Annotated in this window: 22 protein-coding genes and 2 pseudogenes; 16 read left to right on the forward strand and 8 right to left on the reverse strand. The window is 67.0% G+C overall.

The annotated features are described in order from the left end of the window. The first annotated feature begins 81 nt into the window (after positions 1-81). From KY500_RS06255 to holA, 4 genes are all read left to right on the forward strand, one after another. A complete protein-coding gene (locus KY500_RS06255; protein ID WP_219902788.1) occupies positions 82-2,289 on the forward strand; it encodes a P-loop NTPase fold protein in 2,208 nt (735 codons plus the stop codon). A 294-nt stretch (positions 2,290-2,583) separates the two neighbouring features. Beyond that, on the forward strand, positions 2,584-3,189 hold the full coding sequence (locus KY500_RS06260) for a ComEC/Rec2 family competence protein (protein WP_255579844.1): 606 nt from the start codon (positions 2,584-2,586) through the stop codon (positions 3,187-3,189). Beyond that, on the forward strand, positions 3,186-3,530 hold the full coding sequence (locus tag KY500_RS06265) for a hypothetical protein (RefSeq protein WP_219902790.1): 345 nt from the start codon (positions 3,186-3,188) through the stop codon (positions 3,528-3,530). The genes KY500_RS06260 and KY500_RS06265 overlap by 4 nt, the downstream gene beginning before the upstream one ends. A 26-nt stretch (positions 3,531-3,556) precedes the next feature. Further along, positions 3,557-4,600 carry a DNA polymerase III subunit delta gene (holA, locus tag KY500_RS06270; protein ID WP_084020889.1) on the forward strand — a complete coding sequence of 348 codons (1,044 nt, stop codon included), beginning with the start codon at positions 3,557-3,559 and terminating at the stop codon, positions 4,598-4,600. Here the strand turns inward: holA and KY500_RS06275 are convergent. The 5 genes from KY500_RS06275 to KY500_RS06295 all read right to left on the reverse strand — a co-directional run bounded on the left by KY500_RS06275 (position 4,597) and on the right by KY500_RS06295 (position 8,546). Then, a complete protein-coding gene (locus KY500_RS06275) occupies positions 4,597-5,364 on the reverse strand; it encodes a hypothetical protein (protein WP_219902791.1) in 768 nt (255 codons plus the stop codon). The two genes, holA and KY500_RS06275, sit on opposite strands and share 4 nt — an antisense overlap. 129 nt (positions 5,365-5,493) lie before the next feature. Beyond that, positions 5,494-5,754 carry a 30S ribosomal protein S20 gene (gene rpsT, locus KY500_RS06280; RefSeq protein WP_066595159.1) on the reverse strand — a complete coding sequence of 87 codons (261 nt, stop codon included), beginning with the start codon at positions 5,752-5,754 and terminating at the stop codon, positions 5,494-5,496. A 119-nt stretch (positions 5,755-5,873) separates the two neighbouring features. Continuing rightward, positions 5,874-6,626, reverse strand: coding sequence for an alpha/beta fold hydrolase (locus KY500_RS06285; protein ID WP_255579845.1), 753 nt, complete (start codon positions 6,624-6,626; stop codon positions 5,874-5,876). A gap of 1 nt (position 6,627) precedes the next feature. Next, a complete protein-coding gene (locus KY500_RS06290) occupies positions 6,628-7,284 on the reverse strand; it encodes a response regulator transcription factor (protein WP_219902792.1) in 657 nt (218 codons plus the stop codon). Continuing rightward, positions 7,281-8,546: a sensor histidine kinase gene (locus KY500_RS06295; protein ID WP_370626900.1), complete on the reverse strand. Its 1,266-nt coding sequence runs from the start codon at positions 8,544-8,546 to the stop codon at positions 7,281-7,283. The genes KY500_RS06290 and KY500_RS06295 overlap by 4 nt, the downstream gene beginning before the upstream one ends. A gap of 112 nt (positions 8,547-8,658) precedes the next feature. Between KY500_RS06295 and lepA the strand changes: the two are divergent. The 3 genes and pseudogenes from lepA to hemW all read left to right on the forward strand — a co-directional run. Next, a pseudogene (lepA, locus tag KY500_RS06300) lies at positions 8,659-10,497 on the forward strand (translation elongation factor 4); the annotation flags it as partial. Between the two features lie 91 nt (positions 10,498-10,588). Further along, positions 10,589-11,164, forward strand: a complete 576-nt coding sequence (locus KY500_RS06305) for a DUF1990 family protein (RefSeq protein WP_255579846.1) — start codon at positions 10,589-10,591, stop codon at positions 11,162-11,164. Positions 11,165-11,168: 4 nt separating this feature from the next. Continuing rightward, positions 11,169-12,395 carry a radical SAM family heme chaperone HemW gene (hemW, locus tag KY500_RS06310; RefSeq protein ID WP_219902793.1) on the forward strand — a complete coding sequence of 409 codons (1,227 nt, stop codon included), beginning with the start codon at positions 11,169-11,171 and terminating at the stop codon, positions 12,393-12,395. Positions 12,396-12,487: 92 nt separating this feature from the next. On the opposite strand, the gene KY500_RS06315 is transcribed toward hemW, so the two are convergent. Together KY500_RS06315 and KY500_RS06320 are read right to left on the reverse strand one after the other, a co-directional pair. After that, complete coding sequence (locus KY500_RS06315) at positions 12,488-12,862, reverse strand: DUF4870 domain-containing protein (RefSeq protein WP_219902794.1); 375 nt, start codon at positions 12,860-12,862, stop codon at positions 12,488-12,490. 93 nt (positions 12,863-12,955) lie between these two features. Beyond that, the gene (locus tag KY500_RS06320; protein ID WP_219903323.1) at positions 12,956-13,270 is read right to left on the reverse strand and encodes a DUF4870 domain-containing protein; all 315 of its coding nucleotides are present in this window, start codon (positions 13,268-13,270) and stop codon (positions 12,956-12,958) included. 254 nt (positions 13,271-13,524) lie between these two features. On the opposite strand from KY500_RS06320, the gene hrcA reads away from it, so the two are divergent. The 9 genes and pseudogenes from hrcA to KY500_RS06365 all read left to right on the forward strand — a co-directional run bounded on the left by hrcA (position 13,525) and on the right by KY500_RS06365 (position 22,779). Further along, on the forward strand, positions 13,525-14,544 hold the full coding sequence (gene hrcA / locus KY500_RS06325) for a heat-inducible transcriptional repressor HrcA (RefSeq protein WP_219902795.1): 1,020 nt from the start codon (positions 13,525-13,527) through the stop codon (positions 14,542-14,544). A gap of 58 nt (positions 14,545-14,602) precedes the next feature. Beyond that, entirely contained in the window at positions 14,603-15,712 is a 1,110-nt protein-coding gene (gene dnaJ, locus KY500_RS06330) for a molecular chaperone DnaJ (RefSeq protein ID WP_120337066.1), read from the forward strand. A 68-nt stretch (positions 15,713-15,780) separates the two neighbouring features. Further along, positions 15,781-16,472 (forward strand): annotated as a pseudogene (locus KY500_RS06335) (16S rRNA (uracil(1498)-N(3))-methyltransferase). 19 nt (positions 16,473-16,491) lie between these two features. Continuing rightward, positions 16,492-16,854 carry an HIT domain-containing protein gene (locus KY500_RS06340; protein ID WP_219902796.1) on the forward strand — a complete coding sequence of 121 codons (363 nt, stop codon included), beginning with the start codon at positions 16,492-16,494 and terminating at the stop codon, positions 16,852-16,854. Further along, the gene (locus KY500_RS06345) at positions 16,808-17,932 is read left to right on the forward strand and encodes a PhoH family protein (protein WP_219902797.1); all 1,125 of its coding nucleotides are present in this window, start codon (positions 16,808-16,810) and stop codon (positions 17,930-17,932) included. The genes KY500_RS06340 and KY500_RS06345 overlap by 47 nt, the downstream gene beginning before the upstream one ends. Beyond that, positions 17,929-18,396, forward strand: a complete 468-nt coding sequence (gene ybeY / locus KY500_RS06350) for an rRNA maturation RNase YbeY (RefSeq protein ID WP_219902798.1) — start codon at positions 17,929-17,931, stop codon at positions 18,394-18,396. Before KY500_RS06345 ends, ybeY begins: the two co-directional genes overlap by 4 nt. Next, positions 18,393-19,721, forward strand: coding sequence for a hemolysin family protein (locus KY500_RS06355; protein WP_219902799.1), 1,329 nt, complete (start codon positions 18,393-18,395; stop codon positions 19,719-19,721). Before ybeY ends, KY500_RS06355 begins: the two co-directional genes overlap by 4 nt. Beyond that, a complete protein-coding gene (era, locus tag KY500_RS06360) occupies positions 19,705-20,607 on the forward strand; it encodes a GTPase Era (RefSeq protein ID WP_219902800.1) in 903 nt (300 codons plus the stop codon). Before KY500_RS06355 ends, era begins: the two co-directional genes overlap by 17 nt. A 612-nt stretch (positions 20,608-21,219) precedes the next feature. Continuing rightward, complete coding sequence (locus KY500_RS06365; RefSeq protein WP_219902801.1) at positions 21,220-22,779, forward strand: HNH endonuclease signature motif containing protein; 1,560 nt, start codon at positions 21,220-21,222, stop codon at positions 22,777-22,779. A gap of 146 nt (positions 22,780-22,925) precedes the next feature. On the opposite strand, the gene KY500_RS06370 is transcribed toward KY500_RS06365, so the two are convergent. Further along, positions 22,926-23,339 carry a PPOX class F420-dependent oxidoreductase gene (locus KY500_RS06370; RefSeq protein ID WP_219902802.1) on the reverse strand — a complete coding sequence of 138 codons (414 nt, stop codon included), beginning with the start codon at positions 23,337-23,339 and terminating at the stop codon, positions 22,926-22,928. Positions 23,340-23,380 lie beyond the last annotated feature (41 nt).

Genomic DNA, 23,380 nt, shown 5'->3' on the forward strand with positions numbered 1-23,380 from the left:
GGACCAATTCAGACGTGGAATGCGCCTGGTTCAACAGCATCATTGGCGGCCGGATGCGATCGAGTACGAAAGACTGATGAAATGACTGACCCAGCCGGCACTGCATCTAATCCAGGCACCAATCCGGAGTCGTGGCTCTCAGACGATCCCGGAATCGCGACTCCGCCTATTGTTGGCGATTTTCTTGATCGGCGAATCTTCGTTTCCGCAGTCACCAATGTCATGGATCGGGCCCGTACGCCCGGCGGCTCGTCAGTATTCGGACTAATTGGGCCATGGGGGTCGGGAAAGACAACTATCCTCAATTTGCTATCGTCCGAGCTTGAGGGGCGGTCACACGGCAAAGGCGTTTGGCCACCCGCATGGGTTGTCTCGACTTTCAATCCCTGGATGCACTCCGACGCCGCTTCGCTTCACCGGGGGTTTTTTTCTGAGCTTCGCGACGCGTTACCCAAAGACGAGAAATGGGACGATGCTCAAGCGCGCCTAGACGGACTTAGGACGGTCGTGACGCCGTTGGCTGGGCTCGCCTCCCTGTTCGCCCCCGGAATTAAGGACGTGGCCGATGGGGCATTCGACGCGTTGAAAAGCACCCCGTCCAAGATTAGGGAGGAGGCTGCGAAGGCGCTCTTGAAGCTAGACCGGCCCATTCTGATGATTCTCGATGACCTGGATCGTTTGACGTCAAACGAGTTGCTCGAAGTCTTCAAACTTGTGCGGTTTATCGGACGCCTTCCGAACGTCTACTACCTGCTGTGTTACGACGAACGCACCCTGGCGGACCTGATTGAAAGCACCGAACTCGTTGGTTCGAAGAACGACGGTCGCGCCATGGATTACCTCGAGAAGATTGTCCAAATCCGATTTGATATCCCCCCAATGAGAATGGAGCAGTCCGAGAATATCTTTAGCGCCGGAATGAACTCCCTGTTGGAACGCAACGGGATTGTCTCCACCCGGCAAGACGAGAATCGAGTCCGCCCGATCTTCATCTCCGCGCTCGGGAGGCGACTCGATACACCGAGAGCAATCAGACGATACCTCGGCCAAATTGAAGCTTTTCTTCCGTCTGTGGCTGATGAAGTGGACTGGGTGGATTTTGCACTGCTGACTTGGATTCGAACATTGGAGCCATCAGTGTACGGACGGTTACAACGAGATCGAGAGTTCCTAGTCGGGAGTGGGACTGCTCCTGCAAACGACAAGTCAAGTTTGAAGCTGCGTACCGAGCAGCTAACGAATCTATTGGGCGGGGCTCAGATCAGCCAAGTGAATCGGGAGAGTCTGCTCGAAGTGCTCGCCGAGCTTTTCCCTGCTGTGAAGCTCGCGCGTGATGGAAGGACCCTTCGTGAGCTCCACATTCCAGCAGGACGCCGCGTGGCCAACGCTGAGTACTTCGACCGCTACTTCCTTTTCGGCATCCCGAGCGACGACATCGCCGACTTCGTCGTGTCCAAAGCTGTGCGAGACATCATCTCGTCTGTCCAGTCCACAGAAACAGATCGACTAGATTCCCAGTTGCTTGCCCAGACCGGACGCACGATTCGAAAAGTCGATCAAGAGCGTCCCCCTGGGGAGGAGCCTGCAGAACGAATTGCACTTTGGCTAGGGAGCCTGTACTCGCAACTACCCGAGGACTCTCATGGCTTCTTCTCCTCCCGAGATCAGGTCGAGCAGTTTTTTGCCCGCATGCTGGTCGAAACGTCATCATTGCAGGCAAAATCCGTCGTGCAGCAGGTCGCCGGGACAGTTCCAGGCACGTCGCTGACCGTCGAGGCGATTGCACTGATGGCCAATGTTGAGGTAGGCACGTCGGACGACGTCGAACGGTGGCACCTTCGCGGATCAGAGCTGATGCCACTCCTCGCCCAAATCTCGCGGAATGCTCTCGACGGATTCGCTGGGAGCCTCGCCAATATGCCTTCTGATATTTGGATAACAATCTGGAGGTGGGGAACGGCCGATCGGGATGCAGTCCGCTCTTACATTGAGACCAGCATTACGTCGAATCGATGGTCGGTCCTGGATGTACTGGCCAAGCTCGTAAGTTCAGCCGTTCCTCACGGAGTTCCCGGCGCTGTCGGAGTCATCAGCGGTTTTGACGCAAAGCTCGTGGGCGAACTTGTCGATCTCGATCTCGCGACTGAACGACTTGCAAAAGAACTGGAGTCGGCGCCACCCGGTCCGGTCCCATACCGCGCAGAGGCCACAATGCAGAACAGGCGCAGCTATGTTCTTGAGATGCTGCGCGGACGGAAGGAGCAGTACCGAGCTAAGTTGCTTGCGTAATTGGGCATTGCGGGTTTCTCCCTCGTCCTATGCGATTGCTTGCTCGTTCCACGGACTAGTTCGTTCAATTGGCGACTAAAGGGGGCTGACACCCAGACGAGTGAGGACCTCTCGGGCAAGGCCCCTGAAGTGTCACCTAGGTCATGGTCCCATACAGCCAGCGCGCGCCGAACAGCAGCAAGGTCGTCCCGGGGGTGGCGTTCAACCGTTGAGACTCCCGCAGGATCCCATCCCAAGCGCCGACCCTTTCCTTGAACCGGTCGAGTCTCGCGAGCGCTTCCTGCCGATCGAGGGTTGGCGGCGGTTCAAGCGACATCAGCCGGGTCCGGAGGTGTCATTCGGACTAGCCAAAACGAGGCCAGCGAAACTCGTTATAGGGCTTCCCGCAACACGAACGGACTTGACACGGAAGACATCGGCCAGGGCGACGCGGTTGTGGTGCGCGACGGCGAACGGGTGGCGTTGGTCGATGTCGGTCCGGACCCGGCGCTGCTGACACACTGCCTGGACACCCTGGGGGTCGACACCGTTGACCTGCTCGTGCTCACACACTACGACCTGGACCATGTCGGCGGGCTGGATGCGGTGATCGGCCGGGTGGGAACCGCCCTGGTGGGGGTGCCGGAGAACGCCGACGACGCCTCGCTGCACTCCCGGCTGGCCGAGGGCGGGGCAGAAGTGCGGGAGGCGGCGCGAGGAGACAGCGGCACCCTCGGCGGCCTCGCCTGGCACATTCTCTGGCCGATCCGGGGCTCCCCGCTCATGCAGACAGGCAACCCGGGAAGCGTCACGATCCTCTTCGACGGAGCCGGCATCCGGTCGGTGTTCCTCGGCGACCTCAACGAGGAGGCCCAGGACGCCCTCCTCGCCGCGGGCCGATCGGGCAGGTCGACGTGGTGAAGGTGGCCCACCACGGTTCCCGCGACCAGAGCGCCGCGCTGTACGCTCAGCTGCGGGCGTCGGTCGGGTTGGTCTCGGTGGGCGCCGACAACGGCTACGGGCATCCGACCCGGTCGCTGCTGGACGTGCTCGCCTCGACCGGCACGGCGGTGGTGCGCACCGACCAGGACGGGTTGGCCGTTCTCGCCCCCACCGCACGGGCGCCCGTCGTCGGCCAGACCAGCGTGGAGGAGTCGGCGCCGCGAGAGGCGCACGGTGCGGCGCTGAAGGTCTGGACCGAGCGGGTCGGTGGCACCCGGGCGGGCACCACCAGGGTCGGGAGCGTCGGGGGCTCCGGTTAGGCTGGAGCGGTAGCGAAGGGAGCCGCGTGGCCGCACGAACAACCGCACAGGCACGAACCGGCAAGCCGGCCGCGAAGGCGAGTGCTGCGAAGATTCCCCAGCTTGCCTGGCATCAGGTGCGACCGGCGCCCGTGGTGCTGGTGTCCGGCACCGAGACGTTCCTGGCCGACCGCGCCATCCGCTCGTTGCGGGACTTCCTCAAGCTGGAGGATCCCAGCCTGGAGGTCAGCGACATCCAGGCCGACAGCTACGCCCCCGGCGAGCTGCTCACCTTGGCCAGCCCGTCGCTCTTCGGTGAACCGCGGATGATCCGGGTCAGCTCGGTGGAGAAGTGCAGCGACACCTTCCTCACCGAAGCCATCGACTACCTGCAGAACCCGGCCGATGACACCTATGTCGTGCTGCGCCACGGCGGGGGAGTCCGCGGCAAGAAGCTGCTCGACACCATTCGCAGCGGAGTGGGCGGCGCCGTCGAGGTGGTCTGCGCCGAACTGAAGAAGGACTCCGACAAGCACGACTTCGCGACAGCGGAGTTCCGGGCCGCCGGGAAGCGCGTCACACCGAGCGCCCTGCGTTCCCTCGTGGCCGCCTTCTCCGACGACCTCGCCGAACTGTCGGCCGCTTGCCAGCAGCTCATCGCGGATACCGGCGCCGAGGTGACCGAGACCACGGTGGACCGCTACTACGGCGGCCGGGTCGAGACCAACGCGTTCAAGGTGGCTGATTCCGCGATCGCCGGCCGGTTGGGTGAGGCGCTCGTGACCCTCAGGCACGCGCTGTCGTCCGGGGCGGACCCGGTTCCGATCGTTGCCGCGTTCGCGAGCAAGATCCGCACCATGGCCAAGGTCTTCGGCGCCCGCGGGGGCTCCGCTCAGCTGGCGGCCAGCCTGAGCCTGGCACCGTGGCAGGTGGAGCGCGCCCAGCGCGACCTCCGCGGCTGGTCGGACGAGGGCCTGGCCCGGTGCATCGTGATGCTCGCCGAGACGGATGCCGCGGTCAAGGGCGCCGGCCGTGACCCGGTCTTCGCGCTCGAACGCCTCGTGACGGTCATCGCCAAACGCGGTGACTAGGGACGGTCGGACACCGTGACCGAGTCACGGTTCAGGTAGATCCAGACGCCGTCCGTGTACTCCGGGTCGCCGCAGGTCGCGCCGCTGACCTTGACCGGAAGAATCGTGGACGAGCCGACCAGATCAGCCTGCGACGCCGTCGCCTCGAACGATCCGGGCAGGGTCGGACAGTACTCGAGTTGCACGCGGCCGTACAGATCGGTGAACTGCACCATGATCCGCTGGGTGGGCGCGGGCAGCACCACGGCGAGAAGAACCGCCAGGGCGGCCAGGGCCAGCCCGACCAGCCCGAGCACAGCGCCGAGGATGGTGAGGCCGCGGCCGGCCGGCATCCGGTTCTCGTCGTGGGCGTGCCCGGAGGAGGGCGCGTTCGGAAGTGATGCCGCGAAGAGCACGCAGGCCCCGGCCAGCACGAGCACGAAGCCCAGGAGGCCGGCGAAGACCCAGGGGCTCAGCCCGGCGTACGCGGAGACTTGTGGTGCGAATCGGAGCCCGGCCGCGATCACCGCAGCGGCAACGGCGAACGCGGCGCCGAGCAGTCCGGCTTGGTGACGCCAGGGCGAGGACCCGGGGGTAGCCGGTGTCGAGGCCGATGCCGGGCCGCCGGCACCGGGCTCGCCGAAACCGGGCCCACCGGTATTGGGCACACTGGCACGGGGTTCACCGGTGCCGGGCTCACCGGAAGTGGGCTGGGCCGCGCTCGGCTGACCCCCGCTGGTCTGTCCGGGAGAACTCGTGGCCCCGGTGGCCTGTTCGCTCGTCACGTCGACACCATAGCGTCGGCGGGCCGCGCCGGAAAGGGGCGGACGGGTGCGGCCGCACACGCAGAAAACCCCCGCCAGGGGCGGGGGTTGCTCTGTGTGGCGCCTCGTCAGAGAACGCCGAAGGCCGAGCTAGAGCGCGTTGACCGACTTGGCGATAGCGGACTTCTTGTTCGCTGCCTGGTTCTGGTGGATGACGCCCTTGCTGACGGCCTTGTCGAGCTTCTTGGAAGCAACGGCGAGGCTGGCGACAGCCTTGTCCTTGTCGCCGGCGGCGACGGCGAGGCGGGTAGCCCGGATGGCCGTCTTGAACTCGCTCTTGACCGCCTTGTTGCGCTCCTGCGACTTCTTGTTCGTGAGGATCCGCTTGATCTGCGACTTGATGTTTGCCACGTTTTTTACGCTTTCGTTAGATTCTTGTTCGGATGGGCCGCCCGGTGATAGAGGGCACCGTGCGGCGAAAATCGTGTGGGGTGGGACCCAACACGCAAGCCAACAGGCAACGATACCAGCTATCCGGGCCGACCATGCACCGAATCCGGCTGATCTCGTCCTGGGTGTGCGTCCACCTCGGCCAGGATCCGTCCGAGCACTCTATCGAACCGGAGCGGGCGGTGCAGGCTCACCAGGTGGCCGGCACCGGGAACCGTCACGAGGGTGCCGTGCCGACTCGCGTGCAGGAAGCGTTTCTGGTGCAGCCTGAAATGGTCCCATGCCCCGTTGACCAGCCAGACCCGGCCCGGATAGGCCCTCAGATCGGTCAGCGGCGTCAGCGTCCCCGTCTCCCGCAACCCCGCGTCCATGACCTCCAGGGCCACGCCGCCGGCGAGGGCATCGGCGGCGCCGGCTGGCGGGAGCATCCGTCGTACCAGGAACGTGTGCAACCGGAGTCCGCGGTCGGGCAGCCGGTGGATCAGCCGGGCGAGCAGCCTGTAGCCGGCCAGGCCGGGCCCACCGGGTTCGAACGCCGACCCCACGGCCACGAGGGCGAGCACCCGGTCCGGGTGCCGGGCGGCATAGGCGGTGGCGTAATACCCGCCGAGCGAGAGGCCCACGAGCACGACCTGGCCGCCGAGAGCGTCGACGCCGGCATCGATGGCAGCAAGGGCCCCGGCCACGGTGAACTCCTCGCCCAGCCTCGACCCGTGCCCGGGCAGGTCGATGGCGAGCACCGGGTGGCCGGCCGCGGCCAGCATCTCGCACTGGTGCCGCCACATGCTGGCCGACGTGCGGATGCCGTGCACCAACACGACCGGGACCGGCACGTCAGGCTCCCCTGATGGTTCCGGACGCCCGGGCGCTGGCCACCGCTGAGGTACGCGAACCCACCCCGAGCTTGCCGAAGATGTGCACCAGGTGGGACTTCACGGTGGCCTCGCTGAGGAACAGGTCCTGCCCGATCTGCCGGTTGGACCGGCCGGCGGCGACGAGCCCGAGCACCTCGACCTCGCGCGGGGAGAGCCGGCTCTCCGGAACCCTGGAGCGGTCGGCCAGGCGGGTCACGATGGCCGGCGCGAGGGCGCTCTGGCCGGCCGCAGCCGCGCGCACGGCCGCGATGAGCTCGGCCGGCGGGGCGTCCTTGAGCAGGTAGCCGCTGGCGCCGGCCTCGATGGCACCGAGGATGTCGGCATCCGTGTCGTAATTCGTCAGTATCAACACGTGCGGGGCGCCGGGAACCGCGCGCACCCGCCGGGTGGCCTCGGCCCCCTGCATGGTTCCCGTCTGCGTTGGGGCGCCGGGCGCTGCCCCGCCGAACTGCAGGTCCATGAGCACGACATCGACCCGTCCGGAGGCCGCCAGTGTCACCGCCTCCTCGGCCGTGCCGGCCTCGAGGTCCACGACCAGGTCGGGCTCCGCGCCGAGCAGGGCCCGCAGGCCAGCCCGCACCACGGGGTGGTCGTCCGCGAGCAGCACCCGGATCATGCCGCCACCTGCCCGGTCGGGAAGGTTACGGCCACGGCAGTGCCCTGACCGGGCGCGGACTCGAGCACGAAGCTGCCGCCGAGTTGCTCCACCCGTTGCCTGATGGCGACCAGCCCGAACGAGTCAGGGCTCTGGGCGGCCGCATCGGTGAGAGTGAAGCCCCGGCCGTCATCGACGATGTCCAGGGTCACCTCGTCGGTCATGTAGCTCAGCGTGATCTCGGCCCGACCGGCATCGGCGTGCTGGGCGACGTTGGCCAGCGACCCCTGAGCGATGCGCAGCAGGGTGGTTTCCAACGACATCGGCAGGGCGACGGCGTCCCCGGTGACGTGCAGGCTCACCCGGGTGGCGCGTCCGCCGGTGGGCGTCGGGCGCTGAATCGCAGCCGCGAGCCTGGCCAGGGCGCCGGGCAGAGTCTGGGCGTCCAGGGCCGGAGGGGTGAGTTCGCGGATGAACCGGCGGGTCTCCTGCAGATTCGCCGCCGCCGTGTCCCTGGCCAGTCGCAGGTGGTCGAGGGCGGCCGGGTCGGTGACGGTGCGCTCGGCAGCGTGCAACAACAGTTGGATGCTCGAGAGTCCCTGCGCGACAGTGTCGTGGATCTCCCGGGCCAGGCGCTGCCGTTCGGCGAGGGTGCCGGCATCCCTGGCGGTGGCGGCGAGTTCGGCCCGGGTGGCCAGCAGGTCGTCGATGAGAGTCTGTCGTTCGCCGGCCTCCCGCAGCAGCGCCCGGTAGCCCAGCCCGACCGCGACGGCCACTCCCGCGGCCACGATCGGCCCCAGGGTCGCGCCCAGGCTCAGGCCCACGTGCAGGCTCATCGACCAGATCGTCAGGAACACGCTCAGCAGCACCAGCGGAATGCCCGCCCTGAGGGGCAGCACGTGCAACTGGAGGAAGAACAGGGGGAAGACGATGAAGGCGGCATCCTCGGTCAACAGGGTCAGCGCGAGCCACTCGACCAGCAGCAACGCCATCCAGACCGGCACGACCCAGCCGCGCGGCCGGGTCCGGGCCAGGCGGCCACCGCCGGCGTAGCTGGCGAGGAACACGAGGGCCAACGCCACGATGAGAGCCGCATCCGGGGCCGCGTCCCACAGGGTGAGAACGATCACCAGCCCCGTCAGCACCACGATCAGCACGTGCAGGCCGATCCGCAGCCCCGAGAAGACCGGGGTCAGGGCGGAATGCGGCAGGCCGTCGCCGATGCTGGTGGGCGGGGTGGGGTCCCGAGGGGTCGGGGTGGCGCGCACGGCGATGCTGGACATGGTGATGCCAGCATAATCAGGGCGTGCGCGCCCGGCATCCGTCGAATGGATGAGCGAGCCTGGCCGTGGCAGGTCACCCCGATGCTGCGGGGCATGGGAGAATTGGGCCATCATGTCACCGAGAGCTCTCAAGGCGCTGGAACCGGCCGCAACCGCCCCCGCGTTCATCCGTAACTTCTGCATCATCGCGCACATCGACCACGGCAAGTCCACGCTGGCCGACCGGATGCTGCAGATCACCGGCGTCGTCGACGACCGTTCCATGCGCGCCCAATATCTGGACCGCATGGACATCGAACGCGAACGCGGCATCACCATCAAGAGCCAGGCCGTGCGTATGCCGTGGGAGATGGACGGTGCGACCTACGCGCTGAACATGATCGACACCCCTGGCCACGTCGACTTCACCTACGAGGTCTCCCGCAGCCTGGCCGCCTGCGAGGGCGCCATCCTGCTCGTCGACGCCGCACAGGGCATCGAAGCCCAGACCCTGGCGAACCTGTACCTGGCGCTGGAGAACGACCTCACCATCATCCCGGTGCTGAACAAGATCGACCTGCCGGCCGCCGACCCCGACAAATACGCCAAGGAGCTCGCCAGCCTCATCGGCGGCAGCCCCGACGACGTGCTGCGGGTCTCCGGCAAAACCGGCGTGGGCGTGTCCGAGCTGCTCGACCGGGCCACCTCGCTGATCCCGGCCCCGGTCGGCGATGCGAACGCACCGGCCCGCGCGATGATCTTCGACTCGGTCTACGACAGCTACCGCGGCGTCGTCACCTATGTGCGCATGATCGACGGGCACCTGAGCCCCCGCGAGAAGATCCAGATGATGTCGACGCGCGCCACCCACGACATCCTCGAGATCGGCGTCACCAGCCCCGAACCCACGCCGAGCAAGGGCCTGGGCGTCGGCGAGGTGGGCTACCTGATCACGGGCGTGAAGGACGTGCGCCAGTCCAAGGTCGGCGACACGGTCACGACAGCGGCCAAGCCGGCCACCGAGGCGCTGCCCGGCTACACCGAGCCCAAGCCCATGGTGTTCTCCGGCCTGTACCCGATCGACGGCAGCGACTACCCGGCCCTCCGCGAAGCTCTCGACAAGCTCAAGCTCTCGGATGCGTCGCTGGTCTACGAACCTGAGACCTCCGTCGCGCTCGGCTTCGGCTTCCGTTGTGGCTTCCTGGGCCTGCTGCACCTCGAGATCATCACCGAGCGCATCGACCGGGAGTTCAACCTCGACCTGATCACCACCGCGCCCAGCGTGATCTACGAGGTCACCACCGACGACAAGAAGACCGTCACGGTCACCAACCCCAGCGAGTTCCCGAACGGCAAGATCGCCGTCGTCGAAGAGCCCATCGTCAAGGCCGCGATCCTCGCACCCAAGGATTACGTCGGCGTGATCATGGAGCTCTGCCAGGGCCGCCGCGGTACCCTGCTCGGCATGGAGTACCTCGGTGAGGACCGGGTTGAGATCCGTTACACGATGCCGCTGGGCGAGATCGTGTTCGACTTCTTCGACCAGCTCAAGAGCAAGACCGCCGGCTACGCGTCGTTGGACTACGAGCCCATCGGCTCGCAGGAGGCCGACCTGGTCAAGGTCGACATCCTGCTCCAGGGCGAACAGGTCGACGCGTTCAGCGCCATCGTGCACCGCGACAAGGCCTACGACTACGGCGTCCTCATGACCGGGCGCCTCCGCAAGCTCATTCCGCGCCAGCAGTTCGACGTGCCCATCCAGGCCGCCATCGGCGCCCGCATCATCGCTCGCGAATCGATCAGTGCTATCCGCAAGGACGTGCTGGCCAAGTGCTACGGCGGTGACATCTCCCGCAAGCGCAAGCTGCTCGAAAAGCAGAAGGAAGGCAAGAAGCGCATGAAGATGGTCGGCCGGGTCGAGGTGCCGCAGGAGGCGTTCATCGCTGCGCTCTCCGGCGACGAACCGCCCAAGAAGGAAAGAAGTAACCGTCATGCGACGTTCGACCTTCACCGACGCCGCTGTGACGTATGCCGCCATCGGCGGCACCCTCGCGTCCGACCTGATGCGCTACCCACCCAAGGGGCACCGGCCGCTCGAGCGCACTGTGCGCCTGGGCAGCGGCGAGGAACGCTTCCGTGCGGCGACCACGTCGCTGATGACCTGGGGCATCCAGCGCGGCAGCGGCATCGAGGTCACCGACCTGGACGCCGGCACCGGCGTGCAGTACACCGGCATCGTCTTCACCGACGACGGAACCCCGGCTCCCAACCAGGAACACCCGGTGAACGAGGCGACCTTCGCCGAGGACGGCACCCCCTTCATCAGCAACGGCATGACCGGAGTACTCAAGATCCCGAACGGCCCATTCACGGTCGCCGCACCGGTGCGCGTGGTCTACGTCATCGATGAGGCCGACAAGATCGGTTTCGCCTACGGCACCATGCGCGGCCACCCGCAGAACGGCGAGGAAGCGTTCATCGTCGACCGCCGCCCTGACGATTCCGTCTGGCTCACGATCCGCTCGTTCTCCCGGCCGAGCACCTGGTACTACCGCCTGGCCTGGCCGGTCCTGCGCTTCCAACAGGAACGCTACACACGCCGCTACCTCCGCGCCCTGCACCCCGTCGGGATGGCCTGACCGGATGGCTGGACCGCATCCGGTCGGCGACCCCGCACCACTCGACGGACTGTTGCCGGCCTCGGCCGGTGTCGGCGCGGACGAACGCGACTTCGGGGTCTACCTGCACGTGCCGTTCTGCAAGGTGCGCTGCGGGTATTGCGACTTCAACACCTATACCGCCACCGAACTGCGCGGGGTGAAGCAGAGCGACTATGCCAGCCAGGCCGTGCTCGAGGTCGAGTCCGCCGCCCGCATCCTGGCCGCGTCGCACATCGCTCCCCGGCCAGCTGCCACGGTCTTCTTCGGCGGCGGCACACCCACCCTGTTGCCCGCCGACCACCTGGTGCGGATGTTGCACGCCGTGCGGGACACCTTCGGCATCGTGCCCGGCGCCGAGATCACCACCGAGGCGAACCCGGACTCTGTCGACCTCGCCTACCTGCTCCAGCTCAAGGCCGCCGGGTTCACCCGGGTGTCCTTCGGCATGCAGTCGGCCGTGCCGAGCGTGCTCGCCACCCTCGAGCGCACGCACGACCCCGAGCGGGTTCCGCTCGTCGTGCAGTGGGCCAGGGAGGCCGGCCTGGACGTGAGCCTCGACCTCATCTACGGCACCCCGGGGGAGACCATCGAGAACTGGCGGGCCAGCCTCGAGCACGCGATCGGACAGAACCCCGACCACATCAGCGCCTACTCGCTCATCGTCGAAGACGGCACCAAGCTGGCCAGGCAGATCCGCCGCGGCGAGCTCGTGCAGCCCGACGAGGACCTGCAGGCCGACTTCTACGAGTTGGCCGACCGGCTCCTGGCCGAGGCCGGCTACGGCTGGTACGAGGTCAGCAACTGGTCACGGGGCACGCAGCACCGCTCCCGGCACAACCTCTCCTACTGGAGGAGCGCCGACTGGTGGGGTGTGGGTCCCGGAGCGCACAGCCACATCGGCGGGGTGCGCTGGTGGAACGTCAAGCACCCGGCGGCATACGCCGACCGGATCCTCGCCGGGCACTCCCCGGCGGCCGGGCGAGAGACTCTCGACGATGACACCCGCGAGCTGGAGCGGGTGCTGTTGCTCACCCGCATCCGCGAGGGCATCCCCGTGGCGACGTTGACGACGGCGGGGCGCCGAGAGGTGGCCGGCCTGATCAATGACGAACTCATCGATGCGCGGGCAGCGATCGGCGGCACCGTCGAACTGACCCTGCGCGGGCGGCTCCTGGCCGACGCCGTGGTGCGCCGTCTCCTCACCGACTGAACCCCAGCCCTCCCCACCCGCGAACCGTGAGTTAAGCCCCAGAACGCGCGCGTTTTGGGTGCTTACCTCACAGTTCGCGAGGGGGAAAGGGGTTAGTTGAGGAACTTGATGGTGAGCGGGTAGGTGTACCACTCGCCCTTGTTGGCTGCGATGGCGGCCATGATGCTGAAGACGATGTTGAGGATCCACACCGCGGCCAGGATCAGGAAGCCGATGCCGATGACGGTGAGGATGCCTCCGACGAACCCGGCGATGGCCAGGGTGATCTGGAAGTTCAGCGCCGTTGCGGTGTGCGCCCGGATGAACGGGCCGCGGTCCTTGAGCACGATGTAGCCGATCAGCGCCGGCAGGAAGCTGAACAGGATTCCGCCGATGTGGATCAGGGTCGCCCAGAGCTTCTCGTCGGCCGGGCTCAGCTGACTCTGTGCCTGGTACGGGGCTGCGGGGGGAGGCGTGGCCTCTGACATGGGATCTCCTTCGTGACTCCCGGCGGTGCGGGGCGGCGTCGGGCGCCGCTCACACCAGAATAGCGCCGCTCACCCCAACCGGGAGCCTGCAAACTAGCTGATCAGACGGATAGAGAAGGGGTAGCGGTACGGACGGCCGTCGCGGGCGCTCAGGTAACCGAGCACCGAGAAGATCGATCCGACCAGCCACAACACCCAGCCGAGCGAGAAGAGCCCGGACAGGAGGCCGAACGTGACCAGGCTGAGAACCGTGGAAAGCACATTGAGGGCCACGTAGCCGATGAGCAGGGTGATCTGGAAGTTCAGGGCCTCCTTGCCCTGTTCATTGGTGAACGGGCCCCGGTCCTTGAAGACCAGCCAGATGATCAGGGAAGGCGGGAACGAGAGGATGCCGCCCAGGTGCGCCAGTGACGCCCACTGTCTGTCCTGCTCCGGGGAGAGCGGAGGCCCTGACGACGGCCTGTTCGATGGTCCCTGACCGGTGGGTTAACTCATGACGGTGTCCTTCGGTGAGCGGTGCGTGGACGTGCTTGAGCCCACGCTACTGCGCAAAATCGTCGGGGAGCAATGGGTATGCGGCCCACCCGCGATATGATTAGCAGTCAAACAATGAGAGTGCCAGCCAGCTGGCGGCGCGAGCGGGCATGAGGGAGGCGATCGGAATGGTGTCGGATCGTAGTCTCGAGGTGCTCCGCGTCATCGTGCAGGACTACGTGGCCTCCCGTGAACCCGTCGGCTCCAAGTCCATCGTCGACAGGCACGCCTTCGGCGTCTCGGCGGCCACCATCCGCAACGATATGGCCTTGCTCGAGGAGGAGGAGCTCATCATTGCTCCGCACACCTCGTCCGGGCGCATTCCCACCGACAAGGGTTACCGCCTCTTCGTCGACCACCTCGCCGACCTGCGTCCGCTCACCGTCGCCCAGCGTCAGGCCATCGAGGTCTTCCTCGGCCAGTCCGCCGACCTGGACGAGGTGCTCGCGCGGAGCGTGCGGCTGCTCTCGCAGCTGACCCATCAGGTGGCCCTTGTGCAATACCCGTCGTTGTCGCGCGCCACCGTGCGCCACATCGAACTCGTGCCGCTCAGTGACACCCGGGTGCTGTCGGTTCTGATCACGGACTCCGGCCGAGTCGAACAGCGCGTGGTGGAGTTGACCCGCGCGCTGGACGAGACTGCCCTGGCCGAACTCCGCACCCGTCTCAACGCCGTGGTCGGCGGCCTGAGCATGAGCGAGGCCGCCGCCGCACTGACCGGGCCGACCGGTCTGGGCCCGCCCGAGCTGCAGGACCTGATCGACCTCATCACCGGCACCCTGCGGGACCAGGTGGGCGCCAACCGGCAGGACCGCCTGGTAATGGCCGGTGCTGCGAACCTGGTGCGCACTGAGGACGACTTCAGCGGCAGCATCTACCCGGTTCTCGAGGCCATCGAAGAGCAGGTGGTGCTGTTGCGCCTGTTCGGCGAGATGGCCACCGACCAGCACGGCGTCTCGGTGAGCATCGGCCGGGAGAACGCGCCGTTCGGCCTGGGGGAGACGTCCGTGCTCACGAGCGGCTACACCTCCCACGGCGATGCCGCCCGGCTGGGCGTGCTCGGTCCGACCCGGATGGACTACTCCAACAACATGGCGGCGGTGCGCGCCGTCGCCCGGTACCTCTCGCGCCTGCTCGGCGAGAACTAGCCGCCCCCACACCTTCCCACCGACACTTTTCACCCCCAGAACCCGAGGAGAGCCAGCTTTGGCTGACCATTACGAAGCACTCGGCGTCGCGCGCGATGCCACCACCGACGAGATCAAGAAGGCATACCGGCGCCTCGCCCGCCAGTTGCACCCCGATGTGAACCCGGGCGCCGAAGCATCCGAGCGGTTCAAGACCATCACCCACGCCTACGACGTACTCTCGGACCCCAAGCAGCGCCAGAACTACGACCGCGGCGGCTCGGGCAACTCCGGCCAGGGCGGCGGATTCGACGCGGGCAACTTCGGCGACATCTTCGAGACCTTCTTCGGCGGGGGAGGCGGCGGCAGCCGCGGCCCCCGGTCGCGTCGGGAACGTGGGCAGGACGCCCTCATCCGGGTCGAGCTCGACCTGGACGAGGTCATCTTCGGCACCCACCGCGACATCGAGGTGGACACCGCGATCGTCTGCGCCACCTGCAACGGCAGCTGCTGCCAGCCCGGCACGTCCCCGGTCACCTGCGACATCTGCCACGGCACCGGAAGCATCCAGCGCGCTGTGCGCTCCCTGCTCGGCAACGTGATGACCTCCAGCCCCTGCGGCTCCTGCCGTGGCTACGGCACCATCATCGCCACACCCTGCGTCACCTGCCAGGGCCAGGGCCGCGTGCGCGCCCGCCGCACCGTTCCGGTGGACATCCCCGCCGGCGTCGACACGGGTCTGCGCCTGCAGATGCCCGGCAGCGGAGAGGCCGGACCGGCCGGAGGCCCCAACGGCGACCTCTATCTCGAGATGAAGGTGCGGCACCACGACGTCTTCAGCCGCGACGGCGACGACCTGCTCTGCACCCTCGAGGTGCCGATGACCGACGCCATCCTGGGTGCGACCGCAACGGTCAAGGCCCTCGACGGTGACATCGAGGTCGAACTCCGCCCGGGCGTCCAGGCCGGCGAGATCCTCACGGTCAAGGACCGCGGCATCACCCGCCTGCGTGGCAACGGCCGCGGCGACCTGCGGGTCGGCGTGCAGGTGCTCACCCCCACCAAGCTCGACCACAAGGAACGCGAACTCATCGAGGCCTTCGCGGCCAGGCACAAGGTGGCAGCTCCGGCACTCAGCCACTTCCAGCAGGGCCTGTTCGCGAAGCTCCGCGACCGGTTCCTCGGGTAGGGGTGCCCGCTAGCGATGGCGCATTTCTTCCTTTCCGAGACTCTCGCCCAGGCCCCTCCGCCACGCAGGTGGGGGCCACCGTGAGCCTCACCGGCGCCGAGGCCAAGCACGCCGTCACGGTCAGCCGGGTGCGTCCGGGCGAGACCCTGCTGCTGGGTGACGGCGCCGGGCTGATGCTGGGGGTCACCGTGGTCTCCGCCCAGCCGGCCGAGCTTGTCGTGCGGGTCGACTCCGTGAGGCACAGCCCGCCGGCCACGCCGCGCATCCTGCTCGTGCAGGCGCTGGCCAAGGGCGACCGCGACGAACTCGCGGTGCAGGCGGCCACCGAACTCGGTATCGACGGGGTCATCCGTGGGCGGCCTCGCGGTCCGTGGTGCGCTGGGAGGGTGTCAAGGTGCAAAAGGGGCAGGCCCGCTGGGCCGCCATCGTGCGTGAGGCCAGCAAGCAGTCGATCCGGCCCTGGCTGCCCGAGGTGTCCGCGCTGACCAGCACCAAGCAGCTCGCACAGCTCGCCACCACCAGCCGGATGCTGCTGCTCGAGCCCACCGCCGACACCCGGCTGACCGCGATCGCGCCGCCGACCGACGACCGGGACATCGTTCTCGTCGTCGGCCCGGAGGGCGGGATCGCCGCATCGGAACTGGAGATCCTCGAGGGGGCCGGCGCCCGCCGGGTGCGCCTGGGCGACACCGTGCTGCGCACGTCCACGGCGGGCCCCGCCGCCGTCGCCATCCTGAACGCAACCCTCGGGCGCTGGTAGTTCCGCTTAAGATAGACGTATGGCCTCCTCCGGTGCAGAACCCTCCATCTTCAGCCGCATTGCCGCGCGCGAGATTCCGGCGACCATCGTCGCGGAAACCGACCACATCATCGCGTTCAACGACATCGCCCCGCAGGCGCCCGTGCACGTGGTCGTGACCACCAAGACTCAGCAATACCACAACGTGGGCGAACTCGCGGCGGGCGACCCCGCCCTCCTCGCCGAACTCGTCGCCGTGGCCGGACGGGTGGCCGAAGAGCACTGCGCGGGGGAGTACCGCTTGATCTTCAACACCGGCGCCTCGGCCGGCCAGACCGTCTTCCACGTTCACGCCCATGTGCTCGGCGGCACCCTCGAGGAGGGCACGCTTGCAGCCCTCTGACCCGGAGACTCCCGGAACCGGCGCACTGCCCACGGTGCGCACACTCCTCGTCGACGGCGTCGCCATGGTGCGCCTGCTCGGGCCGCAGGACCGGTTCCTCACCACCATCGAGAACGAATACCCGGACGTCACAGTGCACGTCCGCGGCAACGAGGTCACCCTCACCGGTCCGGCCGCATCCACGGATGCCGTGGTGCGACTGATCGAGGAGCTCCAACTGTTGTTGCGCACCGGAGCGGACCTCGGCGAGAGAGAGGTCACCACCTCCGCGCGCATGCTCGGCGCCGACAGCACCTCGAGCCCCTCGACGGTGCTCGGCCAGGCCATCCTCACGTCGCGCGGTCTCACGGTGCGCCCCAAGACCCTCGGCCAGAGCAGCTACGTCAACGCGATCGACGAGAACGCCATCGTGTTCGGCATCGGACCAGCCGGAACCGGCAAGACCTACCTCGCCATGGCCAAGGCCGTGCAGGCGCTGCAGCGCAAGGAGGTCGACCGCATCATCCTCACCCGGCCGGCCGTCGAGGCGGGGGAGCGGCTCGGGTTCCTACCCGGCAGCCTCACCGACAAGATCGACCCCTACCTGAGGCCGCTCTACGACGCCCTTTTCGAGATGATGGACCCCGAGCTGGTGCCCAAGCTGCTGGCCGCAGGCACCATCGAGGTGGCCCCGCTGGCGTATATGCGCGGGCGCACGCTGAACTCGGCGTTCATCGTGCTCGACGAGGCCCAGAATACGACGCCCGAGCAGATGAAGATGTTCCTCACCCGACTCGGCTTCGGTTCCCAGATGGTGGTCACCGGTGACATCACCCAGGTGGACCTGCCCGCCGGCGCCAGCGGACTCCGTCTGGTCACGACCGTGCTCGACGGAATCGACGACATCGCTTTTGTGCACCTGACCAGCGCGGATGTGGTGCGGCACAGTCTTGTCGGCCGCATCGTCGACGCCTACACCGAATACGACGCTCAGAAGCAGGCCCAACGCTACGAAAGCGAACAGGCCCGCGACTTCGCATCCCGCGCTCCGCACCAGGGGAACCCGCGCGATCGCACCCCGAAACGGAGATCCAGTTGACCATCGAAATCAACAATGAGTCGGCCATCCCGGTCGATGAGGCCGCCATCCTGAGGCTCGCCGCCTTCGCGCTGGACACCATGCACGTGCACGCCGACGCCGAACTGGCGATCGTGCTCGTCGACGAGGGCGCCATGGAGCAACTCCACGTGCAGTGGATGGATGAGCCGGGTCCCACCGACGTCCTCAGCTTCCCGATGGACGAACTGCGCCCCGGCACCGAAGACGCCATCACGCCGCCTGGCCTACTCGGCGACATCGTGCTCTGCCCGCAGGTGGCCCAGGGTCAGGCGGAAACCGCCGGCCACAGCACCCTCGACGAACTGCTGCTCCTCACCACGCACGGCATCCTGCATCTGCTCGGCTTCGACCACGCTGAACCCGAGGAGGAGAAGGAGATGTTCGGAATCCAGCGCGACATCCTGATCGGCTTCTCCATGCAGGAACGACGCCGGCCCCGATGATCGTCGGGTGGTTCCTCACGGCCGCCATCCTGCTCGTCGCGTTCGGCGGGCTGATGGCCGCTGTCGACGCTGCAGTCACGTCCCAGTCCCGGGCGGACATCGCCGAACTCGCCGTCACCGCACGCTCCAAGCGGTCCCTGCGTGCCATCGCCGCCGACACCGGCGCACACCTGAACGCCATCAACTTCGTGCGGATCATCGCGGAGACGACCGCGGCGGTGCTCGTCACCCTGGTGTTCGCCACTACTATCGAACAGATCTGGTTGGCCCTGCTGCTGTCGGCCCTGCTGATGACGGCCGTGTCGTTCGTGCTCGTTGGAGCCAGTCCACGCAGCGTGGGCCGGGCGCATCCGAAAAACCTGCTTGTGCTCACGGCCGTTCTCGTTCATTTCTTGCGCGTGCTGCTCGGCCCGGTGGCCAACGCCCTCGTCGCCCTCGGCAATCGGGTCACCCCGGGACGCAGCCGGCTCGCCACCTTCACCTCGGAGGACCAGCTGCTCAGCATGGTCGATGAGGCCACCGAGCTGGACGTGATCGAGGAGGACGACCGCGAACTCATCCACTCGATCTTTGAATTCAGCGAGACCGTCGTGCGCGAGGTCATGATCCCGCGCACCGACATGGTCACCATCGACGCCGACGCCACCGTCGGTGCCGCCATGGGACTCTTTCTCAGCAAGGGCTTCTCCCGGGTTCCCGTCGTGGACGGCGAGGTGGACGACGTCATCGGCGTGCTCTACCTGCGGGATGTCTCCCGTCTCGTCTACGAGCGTCCGCGCAACCTCGAGAGCCTCACGGTGCGGGAACTGGCCAAAGCCGCCCAGTTCGTGCCCGAGTCCAAGAAGGCCGACGCTCTGCTCCGCCAGATGCAGCTCGAATCCAACCACCTCGCCATGGTCGTAGACGAGTACGGCGGAATCGCCGGCCTGGTGACCCTCGAGGACCTCATCGAGGAACTCGTGGGCGACATCTCCGACGAGTACGACCGCGACGTCGTGGAGATCGAAAACCTGGGATCAGGTCGCTTCCGGGTGAGCGCCCGACTGCCCGTCGATGAGCTCGGCGAGCTTTTCGACCTCGACCTCGACGACGACGACGTCGATTCCGTCGGCGGCCTGCTCGCTAAGGTGCTCGGACGGCTGCCCGTCGCCGGGTCTGAAGCGAGAACCAGCGGCCTCATCCTCACGGCGGAACGCACAGAAGGCCGCCGCAAACGAATCAGCACAGTGCTGGTTGAACCAGACAAGGCGTTGAGAGACGCACAGTCCGCATTCCTGGGAATGCCGGACACAGAAGGAGCACACGGCAATGACAAAAGAACCTGACTTCAGAGCGGGGTTCGTCTCCTTCGTCGGGCGCCCCAACGTGGGCAAGTCCACCCTGACCAACGCGCTGGTGGGGGAGAAGGTGGCGATCACGTCGTCGAAGCCGCAGACCACCCGTCGCGCCATCCGTGGCATCGTGCACCAGAAGGACGGCCAGCTGATCCTGGTCGACACCCCCGGCATCCACCGCCCACGCACGCTGCTCGGCGAGCGGTTGAACAGCCTGGTGCAGTCCACGCTCAGCGGTGTCGACGTGGTCGGCCTGTGCATCCCGGCGAACGAGCCGATCGGCCCTGGCGACAAGTTCATCAATGAACAGTTGGACAACTTCCCGCGCGCGAAGAAGGTGGCCATCGTCACCAAGATCGACATGTCCTCCAAGACCAGCGTCGCCAACCAGCTCCTCGCCGTTTCCCAGCTGCGCGACTGGGAGGCCATTGTGCCGATCTCGGCGACCAGCCGCATCCAGCTCGATGTGCTGAGCAGCGAACTGCTGCGTTTGCTGCCGCTCAGCGATGCACCGCTGTACCCCGCGGATGCCGTGACAGACGAGAGCCTTGAGTCCCGGATCTCCGAGTACATCCGCGAGGCCGCCCTCGAGGGCGTGACCGACGAACTGCCGCACTCGATCGCCGTCACGATCGACGACATCATCGAGCGCGACGACCAGGAACTCGTGGAGATCTACGCCAACCTCTTCGTCGAGCGTGACAGCCAGAAGGGCATCATCATCGGCAAGTCCGGCAGCCGGCTCAAGGACGTGGGCATGCGGGCGCGCAAGCAGATCGAACCTCTCGTGGGCAAGCGGGTCTTCCTCTCCCTGCGCGTGAAGGTCGCCAAAGAATGGCAGCGCGACCCGAAGCAGCTGGGCCGCCTGGGCTTCTAGATCGAGGCCCCCAGGGACGGGGCTTTCAGGCCGAGGTCTCACGTGCTGTCAGGGGCTCAGCCGGTTCGCGCCGTGCTGAGCCCCTGAAGTCGCCCCGACACCCTGTCCACCCCGCCCGGTCGTTGATCGAGCCTGTCGAGATCCCGCGCCCTGCTGTCCACGGCGTCCGGTCGTTGATCGAGCCTGTCGAGATCCCCGTAGACATCCCTATGAACCTGCAATGACTCCGGCGCAATATTCTCGAGATTCCCTGTGCATAACTTGACATTTCCTCACAATATTCTTTGATTCGTGGGAGAATGGGGGTATGGACGAAGAGCTCGTAAACGGCTCCACCGCACCGCTGGGAGACACTCCCACCGGTGGCAATCCGCAGGACTGGAACACCGCCCTGGCCGGTCCAGCACCGGTCCCTGTCGCCTTCGACGTCACCGCTGACTCGAGCGTAAACGCAGCCACCGACACGCCAGATGCCTCGTCCTCAGCAGGCGACCCAGCCGCCGAAAGAGCAGCCAGGCGCGCCGCCGCCGAGTCGCAGGCGCGGACGGCGTCGACAGTGATCAGTCAGAACCCGCGCCGCGTCGCCCGCCTCGCCGGGGTGCCCCGCAGCCCGTGTGGCGGGACCCGGCACACCTGCCCGCGGTACAGCGCGCCCAGACCGGTGTGTTCGGGGAGAAGCTGCAGGTCCTGGCCGAGGCCGCCGCGGCGGTGCAGGAGGTGATGGGCTCGATCGATGTCGACGGGCTCAACGACGCGGAACTGGTCGCGTTGACCCAGATGACCGAGAAGGTCGGCCGGCCCACCGATCTGGCCCGGGTGAGAACCGCGACCGTGGTGGACTACCGGGCCCGGACAGGCTTGGGCCGGGACTCGTTGGCCTGGCGGTTGGGAGCGTCGCACCACACGGACCTGTTGACCCGGTTGACCGGGGCGTCGGGGCAAGAAATGAAACGGCGGATACGGTTGGGCGACAAGATCGCCCCACGCATGATGGGCGGCACCGTCCTTGACCCCGTGTTCCCGACCGTCGCCGCTGCCCTGGCCGCCGGGGAACTCGGTCTGGACGCGGCCGAGGAGATCGTGAAGGGCCTGGCCGACTACAAGGTCCATGGTCGCTTCGACGCGAACCCCGCCGACGTCGACGCGGCCGAGGCGGGCTTGGTCGAATCGGCCACCGGCTCCGTCTACGGCCGCAGCACCGACGAGAGCCCGATCACCCGGTTGGGGGACTCGGACGGGTTCAGCTACCCCGCTGACGCGCTTCGCGAGATGGCCCTGCAGTGGCAAGCAGCATTGAACCCCGACGGCCTCGCCCCCAACGAAGACCTCCTCGAAGCGAAGTCCACGTTCTCCTTCGGCGGGCTCCGCAACGGCCTCTACCCCCTCCGCGGCGGAGTCACCCCGGATCTCAAAGGCATCATCCAAACCCTCTTCAACACCTACCAGTCCGCCCGCACCGCACCCCGGTTCCCCACCGCCGACGAACAGGAGAGTATCGAAGCCGGCGAACTCGTGCCCGGAGAGATCCTCGACGACCGCAGCGGCGGCGAGAAACGAGCCGACATCCTCCGCGGCATCCTCACCCAGATCGCCCAAGACCCCCGCACCCCCACGATGGGCGGAATGCCACCGACGGTGATGGTGCACGTCAGCGCCGCAGACCTCCTCGCCGGCATCGGCGTCGGCTGGATCGACGGCATCGACGGGCCGATCTCGATGAAAACGATCAACCAGATGATCGATAACGGTGGTATCCGGCCCGTGTTCTTCGGCGGCAACGGCGCTGTCCTCGCCCTAGGCAACAAAGCCCGCTGCTTCAGCCCCCTACAACGCCGCGCCATCACCGCCAGAGACGGCGGCTGCATCGTCCCCAGCTGCACCAGTCCGGCCCAATGGACCGAACTCCACCACGTCATCCCCTGGGAACACGGCGGCCGCACCGACATCGACAACGGGGTGCTGCTGTGTTGGTACCACCACCACACCATCAACACCGCCGGGTGGAAAATCCGCATGGTCAACGGATGCCCAAGTGAAGCACCGCACTGGTTCGACCCGACCGGCACATGGCGACGGCCCAACCAACACCGCGCCCACACCCCCACACCCGAAAACCCCCGAACACGGAATGACCCACCGGGGTCTCGACACGCTCGACCACCGGGGTTTTGACACGCTCGACCACCGGGGCTTGACCTGCTTGAGCAGCGGGTCTCGGCCAGCTCGACCGCCGGCGGGCGGGATACGTGATCACCGGGGGCTCGGGGTGCTCGACCAACGCGTGTCACCACGAAGTGGTGGTCAGCGGCGACCGGTTTCTAGGCTGCGGGGGAGTCCGCGGCGCTGATCCGCAGCAGCACGCGGGTCTTCGCGCCGGACTTGCCGAGTCGCTCGATGAAGAGGAATATCCGGTACTCGAGCCGGTACTTCGCGGCGAAGACCGCCGTCAACAGGGCCCGGCTGCTGTCGTCATCCTCGATGACGGCCTGTGCCTCCAGCGGCAGCGCGCCGGCCGCCACCGCTCCCGTGCGGGAGCAGGGGGCCAGCTGTACCCGGGAGGTGTGTCGCAGCCGCTTCACCTTGCCGCTCTGCTTCGGGGTGGTCACGATCAGGTCATCCCCATCCCTGGCGATCCAGACCGGAGTCGAGACCGGCTCTCCCGATCGGCGGAACGTGGTGAGGGACACGAAGCGTTCGTCGCCGAGGCCGGCCAGGGTGGTGGGAGAGGACATTTCCACACTGTATCTGCTCCACAATGGAACGGGCGGCAGAC

This window comes from Cryobacterium sp. PAMC25264, from assembly GCF_019443325.1.
GTDB lineage: Bacteria > Actinomycetota > Actinomycetes > Actinomycetales > Microbacteriaceae > Cryobacterium.